12 protein-coding genes and 1 pseudogene are annotated in these 23,730 nt (G+C 45.2%); 4 read left to right on the forward strand and 9 right to left on the reverse strand.

The genetic code is table 11. The features are described 5' to 3' along the window. The first annotated feature begins 11 nt into the window (after nucleotides 1-11). The 4 genes from HPS57_RS06445 (at nucleotide 12) to HPS57_RS06460 (ending at nucleotide 8,141) form a co-directional block, all read left to right on the forward strand. A complete protein-coding gene (locus tag HPS57_RS06445; RefSeq protein WP_172181320.1) occupies nucleotides 12-2,453 on the forward strand; it encodes a glycoside hydrolase family 95 protein in 2,442 nt (813 codons plus the stop codon). 62 nt (nucleotides 2,454-2,515) lie between these two features. After that, the gene (locus HPS57_RS06450) at nucleotides 2,516-5,014 is read left to right on the forward strand and encodes a glycosyl hydrolase 115 family protein (protein WP_172181322.1); all 2,499 of its coding nucleotides are present in this window, start codon (nucleotides 2,516-2,518) and stop codon (nucleotides 5,012-5,014) included. A 575-nt stretch (nucleotides 5,015-5,589) separates the two neighbouring features. After that, entirely contained in the window at nucleotides 5,590-6,786 is a 1,197-nt protein-coding gene (locus tag HPS57_RS06455) for an L-serine ammonia-lyase, iron-sulfur-dependent, subunit alpha (protein ID WP_172181324.1), read from the forward strand. Between the two features lie 311 nt (nucleotides 6,787-7,097). Continuing rightward, nucleotides 7,098-8,141: a Fic family protein gene (locus HPS57_RS06460; protein WP_253946478.1), complete on the forward strand. Its 1,044-nt coding sequence runs from the start codon at nucleotides 7,098-7,100 to the stop codon at nucleotides 8,139-8,141. 484 nt (nucleotides 8,142-8,625) lie between these two features. Here HPS57_RS06460 and HPS57_RS06465 read toward each other — a convergent pair whose 3' ends face one another. From HPS57_RS06465 to HPS57_RS06500, 9 genes and pseudogenes are all read right to left on the reverse strand, one after another. Further along, on the reverse strand, nucleotides 8,626-10,089 hold the full coding sequence (locus HPS57_RS06465) for a hypothetical protein (protein ID WP_172181326.1): 1,464 nt from the start codon (nucleotides 10,087-10,089) through the stop codon (nucleotides 8,626-8,628). Nucleotides 10,090-10,099: 10 nt separating this feature from the next. Then, nucleotides 10,100-11,116, reverse strand: coding sequence for a caspase family protein (locus tag HPS57_RS06470; protein ID WP_369811466.1), 1,017 nt, complete (start codon nucleotides 11,114-11,116; stop codon nucleotides 10,100-10,102). Between the two features lie 591 nt (nucleotides 11,117-11,707). Further along, nucleotides 11,708-11,866: pseudogene (locus tag HPS57_RS14605) on the reverse strand (WG repeat-containing protein); the annotation flags it as partial. Further along, nucleotides 11,863-13,419, reverse strand: coding sequence for a WG repeat-containing protein (locus HPS57_RS06475; protein ID WP_172181330.1), 1,557 nt, complete (start codon nucleotides 13,417-13,419; stop codon nucleotides 11,863-11,865). The pseudogene HPS57_RS14605 and the gene HPS57_RS06475, both read right to left, overlap by 4 nt. Beyond that, complete coding sequence (locus HPS57_RS06480; RefSeq protein ID WP_172181332.1) at nucleotides 13,416-14,234, reverse strand: hypothetical protein; 819 nt, start codon at nucleotides 14,232-14,234, stop codon at nucleotides 13,416-13,418. The genes HPS57_RS06475 and HPS57_RS06480 overlap by 4 nt, the downstream gene beginning before the upstream one ends. 247 nt (nucleotides 14,235-14,481) lie before the next feature. Beyond that, nucleotides 14,482-15,345 (reverse strand): DUF4384 domain-containing protein, encoded by an 864-nt coding sequence (locus HPS57_RS06485; RefSeq protein ID WP_172181334.1) that lies wholly within the window; start codon nucleotides 15,343-15,345, stop codon nucleotides 14,482-14,484. A gap of 36 nt (nucleotides 15,346-15,381) precedes the next feature. Continuing rightward, a complete protein-coding gene (locus HPS57_RS06490) occupies nucleotides 15,382-16,056 on the reverse strand; it encodes a hypothetical protein (protein ID WP_172181336.1) in 675 nt (224 codons plus the stop codon). A 930-nt stretch (nucleotides 16,057-16,986) separates the two neighbouring features. Beyond that, the gene (locus HPS57_RS06495) at nucleotides 16,987-19,674 is read right to left on the reverse strand and encodes a PD-(D/E)XK nuclease family protein (RefSeq protein WP_172181338.1); all 2,688 of its coding nucleotides are present in this window, start codon (nucleotides 19,672-19,674) and stop codon (nucleotides 16,987-16,989) included. 59 nt (nucleotides 19,675-19,733) lie between these two features. Continuing rightward, nucleotides 19,734-23,009, reverse strand: coding sequence for a UvrD-helicase domain-containing protein (locus HPS57_RS06500; protein ID WP_172181340.1), 3,276 nt, complete (start codon nucleotides 23,007-23,009; stop codon nucleotides 19,734-19,736). Nucleotides 23,010-23,730: the final 721 nt, after the last annotated feature.

Raw genomic sequence — 23,730 nt, forward strand, 5'->3', positions numbered from 1 at the left:
ATAAAAAATGTATGAATAAAACATTTGTACTCTTAATAATATTGTTTTGCTTTGGTGGGAATGCCGTTGCACAGGACAATATATTATGGTACGATGAGCCTGCCGTACACTGGGAAGAGGCGATGCCACTCGGTAATTCGCGCCTTGGTGCCATGGTTTATGGCAAGACAAGCCATGAGGAGATACAGTTGAATGAGGAGACAGTATGGTCAGGTGCGCCACATAGGAATGACGATACTAACGCTTCCTATGTCCTGCCGATAGTCCAAAAACTGATTTTCAATGGAAAGTACCGTGAAGCAGACAAACTTGTCAACGCTAATTTCTTTGGAGGACCGGACGGAATGGCATATCAGACCGCCGGAAGTGTGATGCTTGACTTTGCAGGGCATGAGAAATGTGATAAGTATTACAGGGAACTGAATCTTGACAGAGCCGTAACCACGACACGCTACACTGTCGATGGGGTGGAGTACACAAGGGAGACTTTCACCTCTTTTGCCGATGATGTGGTGGTTATGCGAATCTCTGCAAGCAAGAAAGGCATGCTGAATTTCAGGATGAGCTACACCCGTCCGGCGAAATTCAGTACATTTGCAGACTGCGGAGACCTTGTCATGGAGAGCCAAGGCACTGAGCATGAGGGTGTGAAGTCTGCCATTAAGTATCAGATACGTTCACGAGTGAATAGTGCTGACGGTGAAGTTGTTGCCAAGGATGACTGCATAGAGGTTAAGGATGCGACATGCGCAACTCTCTATATTTCCATTGCTACTAACTTCATTGACTACAAAACTGTTGGCGGAGATTATGCAGCCAAGGCAAAAACGATTATGGACAAGGCGGCAAGGAAGGACTATAAGACTGCTGTCTCTGAGCATGAAAGACTGTTCGGAAAGCAGTTTGGACGGTTCAAACTGTCGCTTGGAAAGGCAGACAGTCATGCAACCAAGAATTCTTTGTCAAAGAGCACACGCCAAAGGATTCTTGATTTCCAGACCGACCAAGACCCTGCGCTTGTCGCACTGTTGGCGCAGTTCGGACGCTATCTGCTGATTTGCTCGTCGCAGCCCGGCGGACAGCCTGCCAATCTGCAAGGAATTTGGTGTCAGTCCATGTATCCTGCGTGGGACAGCAAGTACACTTTGAACATCAATGCCGAGATGAACTATTGGCCTGCCGAGGTGACAAATCTCAGTGACTGTCACAAACCTTTCCTGCAAATGGTCAAGGAACTGTCGCAGACCGGCAGACAAACGGCACGTGACATGTACAACGCCGACGGTTGGACAGTGCACCATAATACTGACATCTGGCGCATTACTGGACCAGTTGACTTTGCTGCGGCAGGCATGTGGCCCACAGGCAACGCGTGGATTTGTCGGCATTTGTGGGAGCATTATCTTTTCACAGGCGACAAAGAGTTCCTGAGGACGGCATATCCGGTGATGAAAGGCGCATGCGATTTCTTCCTTTCGTTCCTTGTTGAGCACCCGAAATACAAGTACATGGTTGTGTGTCCGGGCTTGTCACCTGAGCAGGGAGGCATTGATGCAGGATGCACAATGGACAATCAGCTGGTGTTTGACTTGCTGACACGTACTGCAAAGGCGAACGAACTCTTAGGCGAAGATGCGCAATACCGCAAGAAACTCATGGCGATGGTGAAGCGACTCGCGCCAATGCACATCGGACAGTACAGCCAACTGCAGGAGTGGCTTGAGGACAAGGATGACAAGAACAATACGCACCGCCACGTTTCGCATCTTTACGGACTGTTCCCAAGCAACCAAATCTCACCTTACAGAAATCCGGAACTGTTCGAAGCTGCACGTAACTCACTGATTTACCGTGGCGATATGGCAACCGGATGGTCGATAGGGTGGAAGGTTAACCTTTGGGCGCGACTGCTTGACGGCAACCATGCTTATAAGATTATCAACAACATGTTGACACTTGCCGGGCGTGGCGGTGAGGAAGAGGGACGAACATACGCAAACTTGTTCACAGCACATCCGCCATTCCAGATTGACGGCAATTTCGGATTGACAGCCGGTGTGGCAGAGATGCTCGTGCAAAGTCACGACGGTGCGGTTCATCTTCTCCCTGCCATTCCCGACCAATGGGCGGAAGGAAGCGTGAAAGGCGTCAGGGCACGTGGAGGATTTGAGGTTGATATGGACTGGAAGAACGGACAACTCACAACCGCAACCGTGAAGTCCACCATCGGCGGAGTGCTTCGTCTGCGTTCCTACACTCCACTCAAAGGCAAAGGTTTGAACCCTGTCAGCACAAAGCATGAGAAGGTGGACAACCTCTATCTTGAAGAGGCGCACATCGCCAAGCCTGTAATCAGCGAGAAATCATCACTGAAAGGCATCGCGCTGAGAAAGGTTTATGAATATGATGTAGTGACAAAAGCCGGAGCGAAATATACGTTCAAAGGACTTTGACCTATTAATAAGTTGTCAAATTGGCAACTTGATGATTTGACAATAAAACGATAATCTCGATTATGAAAACTTTAGGAAAGATACTGACGGTCATTGCAGCACTATTGCTTGCAATACCAATGACAGCCGCAGAGCAGTTTGTGGATTTCAAGCAGGGCGACTTGCTGCTGAACAACGGCAACACTATCGGCATTGCCATGAGCGACAAAGAGCCGAAAGGTGTGTCAATCGCCGTGAACAATCTTGCAGAGGACCTGCGGAAAGTATGTGGTGCAAAGGTGGAGCTCTCGTCCTCCAAAGCGACAATCGCTGTTGGAACGATAGGACATTCCGCAACGATTGACCGCATGGTGAAAGCCGGACAGATAGACGGCAAACTGCTTCGTGGCAAGCGTGAGGCATACGTGATAACCGTTGTCGGCGACCAATTGGTGATTGCCGGTAGCGACCGCCGTGGCACAGTCTATGGCATTTACGAGCTGTCACGCCAGATTGGTGTGTCGCCATGGTACGATTGGGCTGACGTGCCTATCGCTCACCATGACCGTCTTTTCGTCAATAAGGGTGTGTACACCGACGGTGAGCCTGCCGTGCGTTATCGCGGACTCTTCCTTAATGATGAAGCGCCGTGCTTAACCACATGGGTGAAGAACACCTACGGCACTAACTACGGCGACCATCGCTTCTATTCCCGTGTGTTCGAACTAATCCTCCGCCTCAAAGGCAATTATCTTTGGCCTGCCATGTGGGGATGGGCGTTCTATGCAGACGACCCGGAGAACAGCAAGACGGCTGACGAAATGGGAGTGATAATGGGAACATCCCACCATGAACCTATGGCACGCAATCATCAGGAATGGGCGCGCCGCCGCAAGGATTACGGTACATGGAACTACGCAACAAACCAGGCAACCATTGACAAATTCTTCCGTGAAGGCATCGAACGCATGCGTGGAACGGAGGACATCGTCACAATCGGCATGCGTGGTGACGGTGATGAGGCCATGGATGAAGGCACAAACACCAAGCTCCTTGAAAAGGTTGTCAAGAACCAGCGCAAGATTATCCGGCAGGTGGCAGGCAGGAAAGCGAGCGAGATACCGCAGATGTGGGCACTATATAAAGAGGGGCAGGACTATTACGATGCAGGAATGCGCGTGCCGGACGATGTGACAATCCTTCTTTGTGACGACAATTGGGGCAACATACGCCGTGTGCCGAACCTCAAGGAGCGCAATCATCCCGGTGGTTGGGGCATGTACTATCATGTTGATTATGTGGGTGCTCCGAGAAACTCCAAGTGGCTGAATGTCACGCAGACACAGCAGATGCACGAGCAACTCTCCTTGGCTTATGACCACGGCATCGACCGTCTGTGGGTGCTCAATGTCGGCGACCTGAAACCTATGGAGTATCCTATAACGCTGTTCCTTGACATGGCATGGAATCCGAAGGAATATACCACACCGAATGTCACCTCCCATACACGGAAATTCTTTGCCGAGAACCTTGGCGAAGAGTATGCCGACGAGGCTGCAAGGATATACAACCTGAACTGCAAGTACATGGCGCGCGTGACACCGGAGATGCTTGACCGCACAACATACAATGTGGAGACAGGAGAGTGGGAGAAGGTCACTGCCGACTATGCACGCTTGGAGGCTGAGGCTTTGCGCCAGTTTGTCTCTCTGCCAAAGGCAAAGCACGACTTCTACCGTCAGTTGCTGCTGTTCCCTGTTCAGGCAATGGCAAATCTCTATGAGATGTACTATGCGCAGGCGATGAATCATTACTATTACGAGATGAAAAATCCTGCCTGCAACGAGTGGGCGGACAAGGTGACACAGTGCTTCAAGCGCGATTCCGTGCTTTGCCGTCAGTACAACAAGGACATCGCAGGAGGCAAATGGGACGGCATGATGATTCAGAAGCACATCGGTTACACATCGTGGAATGATGCTTTCCCTGCTGACATGATGCCGGAGGTTTTCCTAATGGATGACAATAAAATAGGCGGTTATGTGTTCAAATCGTCTGACGGTTATGTGGCTATGGAGGCGGAGCATTATTACGAATCCTCATGTCCGGAGGGCACAGAGTGGACTGTATATCCTCACTATGGGCGAACGCTGAGCGGTATTGCACTGACGCCATATACAAAGGAAGCCAAAGGTGCGTCACTCACTTACAGGTTCACACTGCCTAAACAGTGTCCAAAGGAGGTGAAAGTCATTGTCGTGACAAAGTCAACACTTGATTTCCGGAACAAGGGCGGCATGGTCTACGATGTCGCAATCGACAATGGCAAGGCTGTGGAAGTCAATTTCAACAAGACTCTTGTCGACCGCCAGCCGTACATGTATTCGGATTTCTATCCGACCATTGCGCGCCGTGTAGTGGAGAAAACGATCACTCTTCCTGTGAATGCAACCGGCGATTCCCTGCACACACTGACCTTGCGTCCGCACGATCCGGGCATCGTCTTTGAGAAGATTGTCATCGATTGGGGTGGCTACAAACCATCTTATCTCTACATGGACGAGTCGCCGACCGGCAAATGACGGCTTGCTTTCAGGCGTACAATATAATCAAAGGTGGCACTTGACTTACCAAAGACATTTCTTTGTAAAGTCAGATGCCACCTTTTGTAATTAGAAAACTCACCGTGTTTTTGCTCTCTGAGAATTGCCTGTATATTTTTTTGAACGATAAATCCCTGAAAATTGCAGGGATTTGTTGTTTTGCTTATTATGTTATAAATCAATAAGTTACCTTTATATGGGATACTTGCATGTGCAGAAAAAGGCTCGTTTCGTTACCTTTCAGTGCGCAAATCGGTACCTTTTCCACTGCCAAAGGTTAGTTTTTCCGGTGGAAAAGGTCACCTTTCGCACTGTGGAACGCCGTTTTTGACGGCAGAAAGCATGTTTTTCCGCTTAAAGAATGTCCGTTTTCCACATTATGATAAATAGAGCATTAGAAAACTCATGCAGTTTTTTCGTAGGGACATCCGTTGCCTTTTTCCTGCCAAAGACTTATGCCGAAGGATTATAATAAGTGTGAAAAAGAATCCGCTGTTTGTTGTTTCCGCAAAAATGTTGTACCTTTGTATCGGATAATAAAGTAAGCAGATATCATGAAAAGTATAAAAGAACTTTTCCGTATAGGACTCGGACCTTCGAGCAGTCACACAATGGGACCTCACAGGGCAGCGGAGATTTTTGCACAGCGGCATCCCGATGCGACGCGCACGGAAGTGACACTGTTTGGCAGTCTGGCAGCAACCGGTCGAGGACACTTGACAGATAAGGCGATAGAGAGTGTGCTGCCGGGGATAAAGATTGTTTGGGAGCCAAGGATTTTCCCTGTGTTCCATCCCAACGGCATGGAGTTCCGTGCTTATGGCGAGGAAGACAATCTTGTGGACACGTGGACGGTGTATAGTGTCGGCGGTGGTGAACTGAAAGAAGATGATGCTCAACAGGCGGATGATGCGGAGGTTTACGACAAGTCAAAGATGACCGAAATCCTGAAGTACTGTGAGTGGACGGGCAAAGGCTATTGGGAGTATGTCGAGGAATGTGAGGGAAAGGAAATCTGGGACTATCTGAGTGAAGTATGGCGTGTGATGAAAGCTGCCGTGGAACGTGGCATAGATACAGAGGGAGTTCTGCCCGGACCGTTGCATCTGAGCAGGAAAGCTCCACAATATTATATAAAGGCGACAGGCTACCGTGACAGCCTTAAGTCCCGCGGACTAGTCTTCGCCTATGCCCTTGCTGTCAGTGAGGAGAACGCTTCTGGCGGTCAGATAGTCACTGCGCCGACTTGCGGTTCGTGTGGAGTGTTGCCGGGCGTTCTTTACCATTTGTGGAAGAGCAAGGATTTCAGTGAGGCACGCATCCTCCGTGCCATAGCAACAGCAGGACTTTTCGGCAATGTGGTGAAGCACAACGCCTCCATAAGCGGTGCTGAGGTGGGCTGCCAGGGCGAGGTCGGTGTGGCGTGCGCCATGGCTTCCGCTGCTGTCAGCCAGCTGTTCGGCGGTTCTCCTGCACAGATAGAGTATTCGGCGGAGATGGGTTTGGAGCATCACCTCGGTATGACCTGTGACCCTGTTTGCGGCATGGTGCAGATACCGTGCATCGAACGCAATGCCTTTGCGGCAGCACGTGCGCTTGACTCCAATGTGTTCTCTGCCTTCTCCGACGGCACGCACAGGGTCTCTTTTGACAAGGTGGTGGATGTCATGAAGCAGACAGGCCATGACCTTCCGTCGCTTTACAAGGAGACAGCCGAGGGCGGTCTTGCCAAGGATTTCCGCCAGATGTAGGCTTGTCTCGTGCTTGTCTTGTGCGCCACAAACCGGTTCTTGAAAAGATTTGTGCGATTTCTTTTGCAAGAAATAGAATAATTATTACCTTTGCAGATAGGTAACTACTCAGCGGAGTTAAAACTTTTGTTTTAAGCACCGTGAAACGGTGCTGTGGCAGGGAAGAATTTGCCCCGCTGAGTATTTACGCAGATAGAAATATAATGTAAAATTTGCAAGAAAACGCGTTAAAAGGTAGACAGTGTATACCTTTAAGTGCGATTTCTTGCAATATTCGGAAATGTCACGATATGGATAAAGTCACAAAAATAATGGAACGATGGCACGCTCTTCAACCTCTTTCCGAGAGAGACCGAGAGCTGCTGAGCCGTCGCTTTACAATCGATTTCAACTATAACAGCAACCATATTGAGGGAAATACACTGACGTATGGTCAAACCGAGATACTGCTTCTTTTCGGAAAAGTTATAGGGGAGGCTGATGTGAAGGATGTTGAGGAAATGACAGCAAGCAATGTCGGGCTTAAAATGATGACAGAAGAGGCTTTGCTGAAAGACATCCCTATGACTCAGAATTTTATCCGTACATTGCATAAAACTCTTTTGCGTGAGGATTATGTTATATATAGAAATCTGCCCGGAGGTCAAACCACAAGCTATACTATTCATGCAGGGCAGTATAAGACTCGCCCGAACAGTGTAATAACAAGATATGGTGACAGGTTTGAATATGCCTCCCCGGAAGAGACTCCTTCGTTGATGACTGATTTGGTTGATTGGTATAACGATGCGGAACAATCAGGCAGCTACACCCCAATAGAATTGGCAGCCATGTTTCACTATCGCTATATCCGTATTCATCCCTTTGAGGATGGCAATGGGCGTATTGCACGACTGCTGGTTAACTATATCCTCACGCGCCATGGCTTCCCGATGATAGTGGTCAGGAGTAGGAAAAAGAATGAATATTTGGAAGCGTTACATAAAACAGACCTTACTGTGGGTGCTACGCCTTCGCTTGGAGCGCATGCGTCAAAACGTGATATTCAGCAGTTTCTGACCTATTTCACAAACCTTTTTGTTGAGGAAGTCACATATAACATTCGTTTTCTTACAGAGCGTGGCGAAAATGTATGGTGGTTTGATGGGGAGCGCATTAAATTCCGTTCGTCCACGACGAGCAAGATTCTTAATCTTATGTACACAACTCCTGACATCACAATTCAGTCCATGTCAGCGCAGGTGGGAGTGAATATTGCTTCCGTCAACAAGCAAATAAAGCAACTGACGACTAAAGGCTATATAGAACGTGCAGGAAACGGTGACTGGCGTCTTACCATAACTCCATCGGTATAGGGGGATATTGTGAATGTTTTTGCGTCATAATCTGCAGAGTGCACATGATTTTTCGGGAAAAGTAGTAGCTTTTGGTGATTTATATTAAGAGTTACGCCTCTGTTATGATATTTTTGCTAAAAAGATTGCTGAGTTATCGTAAATGTATGTACCTTTGCATCAGATAAAAGAACAGGATAAACAAAACGAACAGAGCCGACAGCGGTCGGCACGAGATGTAATAAAATTAAAGGATAACAAATTAAATTAGTATTGATTATGACAACATTCATGGTAGCGACATTTGCAGTTTATGCAGTTGCAATTTACAACATCTACAAAGTAGTGAAAACAGTTAACGGTATGCACAAGGGCTAATCCTAGTCATACTAAGTATTAATAAAATGTCCGCACATCTTCATTGATGTGTGGACATTTCTCTTTTTATGTGCCATGCGATTTATTCTCATGCCGCCATTTTATTACGGCTGTCCGATGATTTCTTCTAAGTATTTAGCAATATGACTTTTGCCTCTTTGTTGTCCATGTCCGGCATGGTCAGTCCTACGGGAGCACCTATGTAAGTCGGGTCACATACAACAAACTTTTTGCCGTTCAGCATAATATAGTCGCCGTCTGTATTGCTCTTGAAGCAAACAGCGGTGGCGAGATGCCCGGGATAATAGACAAGTATGACATCCAGTCCCAATAGGTCGCGGACAAGGCGTGAGAAAAGAATCGAACGGTCTTCACAGTCGCAGTAAGGGTAATAGAGTGTCTCTTCGGCAAAGAAAGCGCGGTCGTGTCCCCACACCTTGTCATCAAATTCATAGACAAAGGCTGTCTGCACAAAGTTCAAGAGCCTTTCCACTGCCTCTTTTTCACTCATGCCTTTAATCTTTTCCCTCAATGTAGGATAAAGTGTCTTCTTTGCTTCCGCCTCTATCGGTGTGTTGGCATACATAGCCCAGCGTGTCATGAAATTGCTGCCCAGTTCTGATATTGGATAAGCATCATAGAACTTGATGAGGTTTTTGTTTACACTTGTCTGCACTCTCATCTCCGGATAACGTTTCGACTGCAGTGTCCTTACTTCCGTCTTGCTGTAACTCAATTTCGGTGTCTCCATAATCAGTAATGACAAAGGCTTCTCGTCAGGCATTGATGCACCGCATATCTTCAGGTTCTGTACATTGCACTTGAAGGGATAAAACTTCTCTCCGGCAATGTTGAAATAAGCGTAATCGTATATGTTGTGTTCGCTTGCGTACAACAGATAAATGTTCTCGTTAGTGCATCCTATTCTCATTTTGTACCCTGATTGGCTGTAGATGAACGCCATGAGCATAGTTGCCTCGTTGGTCTTTCCGAGACATGCCTCTGCCATTTTGTCAAGCATATTGAGATAAGCCCAGTCGCACAGCCCCATACGTATGCGCAACTCCAGACAGTCGCGTATCGTGTTGTTGTATATTGCTCCAGACAGTCTTTCCCATGCCTCTGCCAATGCATTGCCGTTACAACCTTTAAGTGAAAATTTCTCATTTTCGTTAAACCTCACCTTGCATTCCGTGCCGAAGAACATGAATGAAACATAGCTTTCTATCGGTTTTGGTTGCTCCCTTATCGGGGACACAGGCACAGGCTGCGGTTTCGGCTGCGGTGGTGCGACCACATCCTTAATGGGCACAGCATTGTTTTCTATCGGTTTGTCCTTATCTTCCTCCGGCATCACCACAGGCTGCACATTCTCATCTTTCGGCTTGGGTATGGCAGGCAGTGTCTTATACTGCTGCCATGCCGTTTTCAGAAACTCTGCATACTCCTTGTTCGCCTTGTCACGGAACGTTTCATACTCCTGCCGAGCCTGCCGCTTGAACTCTTCATAACTTCTGCGAAACTCATCTGTCTGGGCATTGACGGTTGTACATGTGTATGCCGACAGGAAGATAAGGATAAATCGTTTCATCGTTTGTTTTTTATTTTAGTTTCATGTTTTGCCAACTGCTTGCCACAGACTGAGAAGGTATGATTGTTGGAGTCTGCTTTTTGTTGTTGATGACGACAGACTGGCGCTTGACTTGCTTTGTCACAAATTTGGAAAGTTCTCCTAATGTGACATTTCCTCCTGTCTGCTGCAGTTCCTTCAGCAGATAATATGTGAACAGACCGTGCCCTTTCTCTTCAATCTGGTGTGCAGTCTCATCACCTTGTGCTGCGGAGAATACAACCATATTGCCTTGCGGTGCTTCCTCCTTTACTTTTATGGCAACACCACGTGAGGAGGCAAGCATATTGTCTTCACGTTTCGCGCCACTGAAGCATGCATCAAGGAAGATGATTGACGATTTCAGTTTAAGTGCGGCAATGTCTTTGTACAGTTTGGCAAGGCTGTATCCGGTTGTTGTGATGTCAGAGGCATTGCCATCTACCGGCAAAAGATAAGCTGTGTTTTGCTTCTCGTCAGGGAAACCATGTCCTGCATAGTAGAATATTACACTTGCCTCACCGTCGTAGGCGTCTGCAATGCTCTTGACCTTTTCCACAGCTGTTATGATATTGCCGAATGTAGCGTCTTCATAAAGGTTTATGTTCTTCTCCGGTATGCTCAATGTCTTGTTGCAATACTCTTTGAACATTCGTCCGTCATTAAGGGAATAGGGCACAGGAGCATCAGGATAATTCTCGTTGGCTATGATAAACGCGAATGTGTTTTCATTCTTCTGATTTCCTGATGGAATATTCTTGTCTACATCAGAGTTTGGCGCCGGATAGCGTGAGACGGCAGGACCGCCAACTTTCTTTTTGCTTACGGCAACAGTGTTTTCTGCTATCTGAATTTTTGAACCGTCTTTAAGTGGATTCTTTATCAGTTTCACTTGTCCGTCCTTCTTTACTGTCGCCACATCATTTGTGAAAACCGATGCTTCATCATATTGGCATGGAATTATTTCCTTTCCATTGGCATAATATCCAAATTTACCATTCTTCTCCACAAGAAATATTCCATCGCTTGCAACAGCTGATCTTTTGCTATATCCTAAGTTAAGAGAAAGAACTTCTTGACCATTAGCATCAAGAAAGCCTCTATATTCTCCTTTTTGAACTATAAAATAATCATTATCTTTAACAAGGTAACTATATTCACTCTCAGGAATAATCACATGGCCATTCTTGTCGTAAAACCCTTTTTTCCCATCTTCAGTTTCTACTCTGAAGCCTTCTTTTCCATCCTTTCCTTTTGGTAGTACACTTTCATATTTTACAGGTATTATGACTTTGCCATTTATGTCAAAATAACCTTTTTTTCCATGTAATTTGCATTTGTAAATATTGCCATCTTTCCCAATGTAATCATATATGGCAGGTATAATAACCTTTCCGCTCTTCGCATCGTACACGCCATACTCTCTTACTTCTTTTGATTTCTCCAACCTAACTTCATACCTGTTGAGTTCTTTGTCAAAGGACATGTATATGCCTTCGTAGATGCATGGAAATATTATCTTTCCATATTTATTTACCGCCCCTTCCTTTAAATAAGTATTTTCGCTAAAAGTTCCATAGTGGTCATTTTCATGCCAAGAAGCAAGGTCATATTTGGGCGGTACTATCCACTGCCCATTTCTGTCAACAAATCCATACTTTCCATTTTCGCTTTTTTTTGCACTTGTTATTTGTGAATACGCTGTTTGAGAACAAAATAATAAGATTAATGCTGTGATTATATTTTTCGTAATTTTCATAATTTTTGAGTTTGTAATGATTGCTTTATCTGTTCTGAAATCTTTATGTCTGTTTTTTGTACATTATTAAATAGTTTTAGTGATTCCTTACCTACAGATGAAGTCATTTCATCTAATAATGATTTGATATTTGTTTTGCCTGAAGTTTTATTTAAATGATTCAAAATAGAAAAAGTAAGCAGTCCATGTCCCAAAGTCTTACTTGAATAACAGTTCCCGCTCTCACTCCCTAATATAAGTATCATATTGTTTTCTACATGAACTACATCGTTATTTTTTATATTAACTCCACGCCCTTCAGCTATGTTTTTCCCATTTTTATCCATTCCATTAAAAGGGGCGTCAATGATAGTTAAGGTATATGTTGTTTTCAACTTTCCAAGATTGCCGCACAACTGCTCTAACGAAATAGCAGTAGAAGACAAAGCGGAAAGAGATGCATCAGACGGCAATAGGTATCTTGCGTTAGTCTTAGCATCGGAGATTCCTAAACCAGAGAAATAAAATATAATCTTAGCCTCTCCATCATACACGTCAGCTATGTCTTCAATTTGTTTAATCGCTTTTTGTATATTGCCAAAAGTTGCATCTTCATAATATCTTATATTATTTACAGGAATCCCCAATGTCTTTTTACAATATTCTGTAAATATTTTTCCATCATTTACAGAATAATCAGAAGCTGGGAAACTGCTATAATTCTCATTGGAGAATATAAATGCAAATGTATTATCACTTTTGTTTTTTGTTTCTGGTATATTAGCATCAATAGCCATAGCAAGTTCGCTTCTCGTTGACATTTTGCCAACCAAAGGGTTATGTATTATTTTTGTAGTTCCTTTTTCGGTAACTTGCGCTATACCATCTTTGAAAGGAGTAGCATGTGTATATTTTGCAGGAATGATTTCCGTTCCGTCTTCACTTAAATACCCCCATTTACCACCTTTAACTATTGCACCATCTGAAGTATTACTATGGTCTATAATTTTACCGCCAATATTAAACAAAAACATTTTTTCTTTTTCTGAGAATTGATAACTAATATAGTCATAAATAAGAGGTGTTAAAAATTTCTCATTTTTAACATCATAAAGTGCCATTTTCGCATTCTTTGGATAGTCAAGATTTCCCAGAGGGGTATCGTTTTGAGGACCTTTGCCTATGAGATAAATACCTTTGTCACTGTTCACTTTTTGTATATATCTGTATTCATGTGGAAGAAGAAGCTTTCCTTTATTGTTGTAAAGCCCCATTAACCCTTTTGTCCATCCTATGTCGTGTTCTGTTTCTGCTGTGATAATTATTATACAATCTTTTTCAAACACAATACCATTAACATTTTGAATAAATGGAATAATGATTTCTCCATTATTGTCACATAAGCTTTGTGTGCGCCAATCACCTTTTTTCTGTATTACATAAAATCCTTCGCTTTGGTAAGATACATTGGTTCTTCCATATTTCGCTTCTAGTTTTGCCGTTATGGCTTCGTTTTCCTGTGCATTGCATATCAATACAGGTAATAAGAATAGAATAAATAATACTTTTTTCATGTTTCTTGTGATTTTAAATTAAGACTTTGTTTATATTTTCCTATTATACTTTTTACTAAATACACAAGGTAGGATAACAACATTGGTATTATAATCAGCAGTGCTGCTATTCTAACCTGCTGCATTTTCTCCGGTATGGGGAATGTAGCATAAAAGTTCAGACCTTTTCTGTTTATGATTTCCAGTTTGTATGGATTAGTAAAGCGTATGTAATCATATCCTTTCTCATCCGGCTCTATTGTTATGGAATAGAGGCTATATGGTCCGTTGAAATTGATTATAACTTCATTACAATTAATAAAGTCAGATTGTTCAAGTTTTAAGTCGAATTTCAGTTTTGACACATCACCCCTTGATGTCCATTTAGGAAACAAATTGTCATACGTATTTAGTAAACCGTGTCCTAAATATGCCGTATCCGCAGGATTTTCCCATGTCTTCAACTTCCGTTTCAAATAAAACCAAGACTCATCTTCTGTTGTGGATTTATCTTTGATAACTATAGGCTGATTCCAGATGGCAACTTCTCTATTGTTAGACCAACACTCACCAGTTTTTGCAAGTACAGTATCGTATAGATTTGATTTTACTGTTATTTTGCTTTTATAGACTGTTGAAATGGAATCAATAGCGGAAGCATATTTATGGCACAGAGATTCATATTCATTGTAATATCGCTTTCTTCTTGGTAGATTAGATGATGTTCCTGACATATTCCCCTTGAACAGATATGGAGAATGTTCTCTGAACGGATGATATATCTGCAAAGCGAATCCAATGGAATCATTCTCTGTTTTTTCATTTCCGTAGTTCATTAGTGCAATGATTTTACACTTCGGATTACCGATGCACCCCACAACATTTGTTGTGAATGTAACAGACTTGTGTGGTACACGATACCAAATGTAAAGCAAATGTGAACAAAAGACAATACAGCCAATGACTATGAGAAATAGTATCATTAGGTGATATTTCTTTGTCAAATAGAATACGGTGTTTATAATTGAACAAACATCATTGAATAAAATCATTATATAGTTCTTTATATAGTTCTTCATGCTATTATTTCATGATTAATATAGGAATCAGTTGTGACTGCAACTCTTTGTCCTTCGTATTGCATTTTGTAAACCATCGCTGAAACTCTTCAAAGCTCAGTTCCCGTGGGAGTGTTTCTGCCGAGGTGTTGTCGGCAGCTTTGGCAAAAGGTTGTGGTGAGAATACCACATATATCTGATTATGCTCTGACGGGCGTGAGCATGTCATAATGTATTCATCCACATACCTCCGCTCATTTGCAGGAGCTTCCTTGATGTTAAAGAACAGATAACGGCGGTTAGCCTCTATCTTATAGATGCCGTCTGTCTGGCTGCGATAGGGTAGGAGACAGTATGCCTTTTGCTCCGCGTCAACGAGATAGACAGCAAGATAGCCACTTACGGGAGAGACAAACGACAGATAGAGGTCATCGCCGTCGCGGAACTCTCCACTCTCAAACTTGTCCTCCGTGCCGTTGCGCAATATTTTTGCTTTGATGTCTATCTTTGCCGATACGATTTCTCTTGCTTTTCCTTTCACGGCAACTTTGATGACAAGCATGTCCTGTTCGTAGGATATGCCATATTGCGGTGTGCCGATAGTCTCTATCCATTCCCCCTTTACCTCGCTTCCGCCTATTGACAGGAAGTCAACTTCGGACTTGCCGTTGCGGTTTTCCATGTGTGTGGCATTTGTCTGTGACACAATAGTGCCAAAGGCATCAGCAAGAGCTTGTATCTTGGCGCGGTCGAGTGCTGTCCTCTTCGCCTCTTCGAGTGTGCTGTTTTCGGGTGCGTGATATGTATATTCGCCTTCCACCGTCCTCAGCTTTTGCGAGAACGTTGGAAGCGCGAACAGAAAGGACAAAAACAAAAGAATCAGCTTCATACAGTTTGTCAGAGAATCAAATCATTAGTGAGGAATTTACCAACCGAGAATGTCGTCAAGTTTCTTCTGTATCTCTTCTCCTGTTTTCTCAAGGTCCTTGCGCACAGCTTTCTTTGCAGCGGCTTTTGCCATATTGCCATTGTAGGCGATTCTGACAAGCACCTCTTTGTTCTTGTTTGCTTTGGTACGGTAAAGCTCTATTACGGTTATGGTGCGTCCTAAACTTTGTGAGATAAGATTTTTTGCGCCCATGACGCTTTGTGTCACGGATGCTGCTTCTTCGGCTGCAAGCTGCTTGTTGGCAACCGTGTTTTCTATCAGTGCGGTAATCTCTGTCTGTATCTGTCCGGCAAGGTTCTGCTTGGCAAGTTCAAGAGCCTGCATCTTTGCTGCGTCGTAGTTCTCGCCTATGCTCATAGCCTCACCCATAAGATATTTTGGGTACATGTCCGTGTCGTATTCCATTTGCATAAGATACGACTTGTCCAATTGTTTTTCCAAAGGCAGTGCGCCAGGTGCTGCTGTCCATCCTTCTTTTGCCAGTTTCTTAGCTTCTTTGCGTGCTGCTTTTGTGGCTTTCTCATTAAGTTCGGACTTGGATGCTTTGTGGATAGCTTCCCTCTCTTTGATTTGTTCTTTTGTGATTTGTGCTGATGTAGTGGTGAACATTCCGGCAAGCACCATGACTAAAAAAACTCTTGCTGCTTTCATATTATATACATTATTATAATATGTCCGCAGCTCCCGAACCGGACGGATTGATGATGAAGTGATTCTTATGTGTGCTATATACAAAAAAAGCGCGGGATCTGTACCTGTCACTTATCCCACACACTTGGCCTTCGCATTGCCATTCCATCAGGGATAAGCAACGCAGAGGCCCACGCCGATATGTATATACGCCCAATATGTACACCTACGAAACGTAAGCATACAATAAGGGCTGTCCAGATACATACCCATGAACATCTACTGTTGCTTTATCGTGTGACGGAATGTTGAAGTTGCGAAGTTCAGTGTGTCACAGATAAAACGTCAAGTAAACGTTTTCCTATATATAGTGCATCCCCCTCCTCACTCGCCTCTGCATTATAGACAGAATACCGGAATTGTTGGTTTGCGAGGACAAAGGTACAAAAAAATGTAGAGATTATGAATTTATATTTATGTTTTTTTCATTAATAGCCGCTTTTTTGCAAAAATGGAGGTAAAATAGGTGTAATATGCGACATTTATTGCTGTATAAATGTATTATGACGGACTTTATTTGCACAACCAATGACCTATGTTAAGAGATAGTCCATGATTATAATATTTTAGCTAAAAAGATTGCGTGGTTATGGGAAATAGATGTACCTTTGCATCAGATAACAGAACAGGATAAACAAAATGAACAAAGCCGACAGCGGTCGGCACGAGATGTAATAAAATTAAAGGATAACAATTAAATTAGTATTGATTATGACAACATTCATGGTAGCGACATTTGCAGTTTATGCAGTCGCAATTTACAACATCTACAAAGTAGTGAAAACAGTTAACGGTATGCACAAGGGCTAATCCCAGTCATACTAAGTATTAATAAAATGTCCGCACATCTTCATTGATGTGCGGACATTTCTCTTTTTATGTGGTTTATGCCTATACACCGCACATCTGCCGGAACGGACAGTATTGGCAGCGTGATGTGTCGGGTGTAGGGCGGAAATCTTGGTTGTTGTCCCTTATCTCAGCTATGAGTTGTGCGAGAAGCCCGACAAAGTCCTGTTCGAGTTCCTTGATGTCCTTGATTGGGTTGCCGGCTATTTCGAGTATTGGCGAGTAGCCTTCACGGCGTGTCCTTTGCACGAAGAGGAGGGCAGGAACGACAGGCAGATTGTCGGGATTTGCTTCTTTGGAGTTGCGCACGATGATGCTGTACAGCATTGTCTGGAGGAAATAGTCGGAGTGTTTGGAGATGTTGGCAGGGTCGAAAATATCCTCTATGCTACCCATTTCGCCTTGTTCTCTGAATCCGGTCTTGTAGTCCACGACACGGATTGTGTAGCCTTGATGTTCGTTGCCGATGATGTCAAGGCGGTCAATGTATCCTCCTATTGTTACACATGTGTCTCCTATGGTGAGTGGTGCAGAGACTTTCAGTTCGAGTCCGGCGATGCGGAACGGTGTGTTTTGCAGGTCGTGGCGCAGCAAATCCTTCAGCAGTCGTATTATGACGCGTCGGTTGATGATTTGTATACCGGTGTATTTCTCCGTTTCCCCTCCTGCCTGTTTCATGAACAGTTCTTCACGGAATGCAGTGTCGACATATCCGGCAATCTTCCTTTCGTCCTCCAATGTGCGTTTCAGTATCGGGGCATGTATGAATCCTTTGTCATCCATGATGTCCTTGTATACGAGTTCCGAGGCATGGTGGAATATGTTGCCGAAGATTCTGTTGTCAAGTTCGTCTATGTCATCGTCCTCCTGCTCACGCAGTTTAAGTATCTGCTCATAGTAGTAGCGCACCTGGCAGCGGAGATAGGTGGACAGTGATGACGGGGAAATGTAGGACATTGTGCCCGGTGCGGTGCAGTCCTGTGGTTTTCTGACAGCCTTTGGTGTGATATGTTGGTTGTCCTGTCCCGCCTGCAGCGATATTCTGCGTATAGGGATGTCGGTTTCCGCCATGAGTTGCAGCATGAAGCGTGACATCTCCCCAGTGTTTATCCCCTCCGTGGAAGAGTTGTAAGTCAGGGTGACATTGTTGGTGCGTTGGAGGAGACGGTGGAAATAGTACTCATAGATACCTACTTTGTTCTCAACAGTTGTCATGCCGTAAGCCTTGCGTACAGTGTGCGGTATGAATGAAGAGTCGTTGACTCCCTTCGGCATGTTGCCCTCATTGCATGATAGCAGCAGTACATGGTCGAAGTCAAGGCAGCGTGTCTCAAGGACACCCATTATTTGTATGCCCTCGATAGGTTCGCCGTGGTATGGCACTGTCGTGCTGTTGATGATTTGTACAAGCAACCGGCGGTAGGTGACTATGTCAACAATAAGTGTCCCGTCAAGAATCAGAGTCAGAAGACGTTGCAGGATTTGGTAGATGCGGAAGAAACTCTCCTTGTCAAGTGCGTTGGCTTCTGTTCCGTCCTGTGCCACTTGTTTTATGATGTTCTGCAGATAGATTGTCAGTTTTGCGTTAGTGTTGAGAATGTCATATCCTTCAAGGCAGATGTCATCAATGTTTTGGAAAATCAGTTTGCGGTGCTCATCGGTTAGATATTTTGTTGTCGGATGCCCCTCCACTTTCTTTATGTAGCGTTTGTTGAACCGTCCTGCTGCGGATGTCCTGCCGACAGTCTGCAGTTCGATAAGCATCTGGAGCAGTGAGACTGCCGGAGATTGTGAGAGAGGGTAGCCGGTGGTGATGTTCACTTTCGTTATTTCGTCAGGCAGTGAGCGTATGACAGTCTGCAAGAGGTGTTCGTCAGCCATTACGACAGCCGTCTTTGCCCCGTCCTTGTAGCGGTCGTTTTCGAGCAGCCAGTCATGGACATAGCGTGCCTGCATGGTCTCGGTCGGTGCAGAGATGTAGGTCACATTCTTTGGCTGGCATTCCTTGTCGTCCCATTTGAATGTAGCCTTTCCTTCAAGATTTATGCGGTCGAAGATACGCTGTTCCACCTTTTGTGTCCAGTTGAATCCGCAAAAGTAGTAGGCATCATAGTCGAATACGAGTTCCTTTTCCTCGGCGACATCGCGATAGAGCATTCCCTCATAGGCCAGTCCGTCATTGCGCAGTTCCTCGCGGAAGGTTGTGTAGATTTCATGAAGCCTGCTCCAAAGGTGCATGAATTTCTCGCGCATCTTTGATGTGCTGTCGTCAGTGAAATTCTTGAAGAAGGATTTCAGTGCTTCACGTTGTTTCTCGGAAAGATACTCATCATTGTCAAGCTGGTGAAGGTCGGTGACCACTTGGAAGACCTTCTCGGCATCAGCCATGTTTTTGTCGAGGTCGTCAAAGTCGGCAAGAAGGAGTTGCCCCCACCCATAGAAGCGGTCGAGGGTCTCGTTGCCATATCCTGTCACTCTTTGGAACACGGTGTACAGTCGGCAGACGAGCAGAATCTGGTCGGCAACTTCAAGGTTGCTGTAGTGGCGGAACAGTTCGGAGATGGTGATGTATGACGGAGACCATAGCGGAGTGCCGTTGCCGAGTTTAGCCAATGCCTCGTTGAGGAAGAGCGATGCACGTTTGTTAGGGAACACCACGGCAACTTTCGACAAGTCGTTGCCGAAACGTTGGTAGAGTTCTTGTGCGAGTTCTTCGATGTATGTCTGCATATTCGGTGGTTCTGGGTGATGGTTTTAAGGTGATAAGTTTCAGACGATGGGCTTCTGTCCTAATCCTTTATTTCAATGATTTTGTTTGGCATGACAAGCCATAGGAAACCGCTGACATTACGGTGTCCCATTTTCTTTAGCAATGCCATGTATTGTCGCACTTGGGTGATGTAGCTTTCCTTGAAGGAGTGGAGCTTGAAATCCACTACTATGGTGCGTTCACCGTCAGTCATCACACGGTCAGGACGCTGCTCAAGGTATTTCCCGGATTCTTTGTCATAGGAAAGTATGGCGCATTCATTGTAGATTTGCCATCTTCCGGAGAACCATTCTGCGATTTGCTTGTTTGTCAGCGCCGCCTCTATATGTTGTCTTAAGGCTTCCGCCGTGATGTCCTGTCCGTAGAGCAGCCCCTCCATTTCGAGGCGTAGGAGTGCGGCAGGGATGTCGTCGGCAGTACGGATTTGGGCGAACAGGCTGTGCAGGATATTACCCATTTGTATGTACTGTGAGCGTAATTGCTCAGTCTCCTGCTCGTCGGTGAGTATGAAATCCTTGCTTCTGTTGCTTTCAAGAAACACAGGGTGCCGGGTGCTTGTCTTGATGTTTATTGTCATTGGGGTGAACGGCTGCATGAACACGTTCTGTGTCTCCTTCTGTACAGTCTCCCCATGTCCTTCCCACGGCTCTCCATAGGAGAACACACCGTCGTTGTATATGCCTATACCTCTTTTTGAGAGGTTATTGATTGTCGTCTCAATCAGTTTGCCACGATAAGCACCTGACTGCTTGGAAAGGGTGGAGACATACAGACTCTCCACGGCTCTTGTGAAGGCAACGTAAAGGAGATTGAGGTTGTCCACCTCATTCTGCAAGTGCTCTTCCCAATAATAAGGTTCGTAGATAGTGTTCCCCATTTGCTTTTCACTGCTGTATATCGGGATGACTTTCAGCATGTTGAACGGTGCTGTCTGAGGCTTGCACCAAAGCAGGCTCGACAGTTCGAGTTTCCAGTCGCAGAACGGGATGATGATGTGCGTGTACTCAAGTCCCTTACTCTTGTGGATAGTAAGGATGCGTATGCCGTTGTCGGCATCGTTCTCCACTTTCTTTTTGTGCATGGTCTCGTCCCAATAGTCAATGAATGACTGGAGGTCACCCATGGACTTTTGAAGGAATTCCGTCACGCAGTCAAGGAAATAGCATACGAATGCGCTTTGGCACTCCAACTTTTCAAGGGAGAAAATGGAGTACAGCTCTTCGCATAGCTGGTAGAGTGGCATGGAAGCAAGTGTCTCAAACTCCTCGGTGTAACGTTGTGGCAAGACTTTTTCGGTAAGCATCTCGTTCTGTTCGGCAGTGCTTTCAAGCACATAACGTTGGTAATAAAGCGAAAGTCTTGCACGCGTGATTTCGTCTTGCGGAAGCAATAGCAGCCGTATGGCGTCGATTATGATGAGTGCGGCAGGCGATGCATTGAGCAGGAAAGCCTCGTTGGAAACCAGCTTCAGGCTGTTGATGATAGGGGAGGGGTGGGCACGGAACTGCTCCATGCAATGGTTCACGATGTCAGGGATATGCCCGTTTGTTCGGACAAGTATGGCTATGTCGCGTTGTTGCGCACCTCTTTCTATCAGCGAGATGACAGTGTCAGCGACATATTGCAGCGTTTCGCTCTCATAGTCCGTTTTGTCAAGAACCTTCACTTCGACATATCCGCTTGCCTCCTTGCCTTCCGGATACTCCTGCTCCACATCCTCGTAGCCATGTCGCAGGCTTCGGACATCATCCTCCTGACAATTTTCTTCCACTGATTTGCAGACATCTTCTGTCGCTGTGGTGAAAAAAGCGTTATTGAAATCAATCACTCTTGTGGCAGAACGGCGGTTGGTCTGCAGGTGCTTGACTTCTGTCTCTTCACGCATGCCAGGCGCAAACTCCTCCTTTATGTTGTTAAGAAGCCGCCAATCGCCTGAACGCCAGCGGTAGATACTCTGCTTCACATCACCCAAAATAAGGTTCTCATGTCCCTTTGCCATACAGTCGTTGAGCAGAACCTTGAAGTTCCGCCACTGTATGCGTGATGTGTCCTGAAACTCATCAATCATTATGCTTTGCAGGAGAGCACCGATTTTCTCGAAGATGAATGGCGAATCGGAATCCTCAATCATCTTTGCCAGCAAGGTTTGTGTGTCAGAAAGCAGGAAACGGTCCTGCTCGCGGTTGCTGAAGTCAATCTCTTCCTTTATGGCACGCAACAGGCGCAGTTTGGAGAGATGCTTCAATGTCAATGATGCGCTGCGTGCCTGAATCTGCAAGACAGGGAACGACTCCATTGCCTTCAGGAACATGGGGCGGAGCTTCTCACGGCAGAACTCCTGCAAATGTGCCGGACTGTTTTTCTTCAGCCATTTGCTTGCGTCAGTGTCGTCCTGGTCCAGGCATCGTTTGACATAGGAGTTCATGGCCAGTTCCGTGACAGGTTTTGTCGCCATGTTCCTGATGAATGTGCCGACACCTTTCGCACCTTGGTAGAAGACTGTCTCGTCATAACCATGGCGCTCTATCTCGTCCCACATTGCCTGTCCCTGACTGTTGACGGTCTTTGTGCCCTTTTGTATGAGGGAGCGCAGTAGGGTGGAGTATTCTGTGTAGAAATCATTCTCATTGTTGCCGAATTTCTCCATGAACTCGTCTGCATGCTCTTTGTACTCGTCACTGATAAGCGTCTCGCCGAAAGTCTTTATCTGTCCGATGATGTTCCACGCCTTTTCCTCGTCCATTGATGAGCGGACATAGTCAAGAATCCAAACCAGTTCACGGTCGTTCTCCTGCAAACTGTCTATCCAGCGGTCGACAGCCTCATGCTCTATCTCTTTGTCGTTGAGCTCGATGCGGAGGTTTGGAGTGAGGTCAAGTTCACGTGCAAGATTGCGCAATACGGTCTGGAAGAATCTGTCGATGGTCTCCACACGGAAGAAATTATAGTGGTGCAAGAGCAGTTTCAGAGCCTCCGCAGCACGTTCCCTGACAAGTTTTTCCGTGACCTTTCCATTGGTGAAAGGCTGTTCGGCATTCTGCTGTTGCAGTTCGGGCAGCATGACATGGAGGTAGACATCAGAGTCCTTCAGCCCATGCGATATGCCATAGAGTTGCGACAATATGCGCATCTTCATCTCTTCCGTGGCTTTGTTGGTGAAAGTCACGGCAAGGATGTGTCTGTAGCTTTTTGGGTTGGCGATGAGACGCTTGATGTATTCTATTGCCAGCCGGAACGTCTTTCCGGAGCCGGCACTCGCTTTGTAGATAGTCAGCACGTGGTTTCTATTGTTCAATGGTTAATGTTGTCCAATGCCATTTGCATGTTGGCAGAGGAAATCTGTTGTGATTACAAAGTTACAAAGAAAAACAAGTTGTGTCTTTTTTAATGCCTTGTCTTGTGTACTGTGATAAATGTTTATTTTGCGAAGATTAGTGCATTATTTTATTGAAGTTGTTTAAACTAATTGAATTTGATATGTTTTTTAATAAATAAGACCATACAGTATAGTTCCATCTTTTCCTGCTATCCACAGTAGTGTCAAATCGTACAAGTACAGCCTTGAATCCGTCTGTCTAAACATTTGTCCTCTCAACCATCTACCGTTCTTTGTACATCATTTCATTCAAAGAGATATTTTTCCGAATAGTCTGTGCATTCCTGCGATTTGGACATACGTTGGAGATGATGTCATTCTTGTCTGTGGCGACGCAGTTTCAAGCCGTCAAAGTTACAGAACAAGTCATCTGTGCTGATTCCTCATTCTTTTAGCTGTAGCGCCATATCGGCAACGCGATCCTCTATTTAATATAAGTCATTATGATTCCCGTTTTGTGGCTCAGACATGGTAAGATGTATGCCGTTACGGTAAACAAAATAAAGGGAATTCGTTGTCTGACGATTCTTTGTTCCCTAATATCCAACCATTTCTCCGCCTCTTTATTTTGGTGTGTGGGACCCGTCAATATGTGAAAGGGAGGGCGTCTAATAGTGTGTCTTTTGACAAGCTCTGTGAA

It is taken from the genome of Palleniella intestinalis, from assembly GCF_013166595.1.
Lineage (GTDB): Bacteria > Bacteroidota > Bacteroidia > Bacteroidales > Bacteroidaceae > Prevotella > Prevotella intestinalis.

Bases quoted from the DNA above. Each gene is read 5' to 3' on its own strand.
- HPS57_RS06445 (WP_172181320.1), top strand. From the start codon at position 12: ATGAATAAAACATTTGTACTCTTAATAATATTGTTTTGCTTTGGTGGG.
- HPS57_RS06450 (WP_172181322.1), top strand. From the start codon at position 2,516: ATGAAAACTTTAGGAAAGATACTGACGGTCATTGCAGCACTATTGCTT.
- HPS57_RS06455 (WP_172181324.1), top strand. From the start codon at position 5,590: ATGAAAAGTATAAAAGAACTTTTCCGTATAGGACTCGGACCTTCGAGC.
- HPS57_RS06460 (WP_253946478.1), top strand. From the start codon at position 7,098: ATGGAACGATGGCACGCTCTTCAACCTCTTTCCGAGAGAGACCGAGAG.
- HPS57_RS06465 (WP_172181326.1), bottom strand. From the start codon at position 10,089: ATGAAACGATTTATCCTTATCTTCCTGTCGGCATACACATGTACAACC.
- HPS57_RS06475 (WP_172181330.1), bottom strand. From the start codon at position 13,419: ATGAAAAAAGTATTATTTATTCTATTCTTATTACCTGTATTGATATGC.
- HPS57_RS06480 (WP_172181332.1), bottom strand. From the start codon at position 14,234: ATGAACTACGGAAATGAAAAAACAGAGAATGATTCCATTGGATTCGCT.
- HPS57_RS06485 (WP_172181334.1), bottom strand. From the start codon at position 15,345: ATGAAGCTGATTCTTTTGTTTTTGTCCTTTCTGTTCGCGCTTCCAACG.
- HPS57_RS06490 (WP_172181336.1), bottom strand. From the start codon at position 16,056: ATGAAAGCAGCAAGAGTTTTTTTAGTCATGGTGCTTGCCGGAATGTTC.
- HPS57_RS06495 (WP_172181338.1), bottom strand. From the start codon at position 19,674: ATGCAGACATACATCGAAGAACTCGCACAAGAACTCTACCAACGTTTC.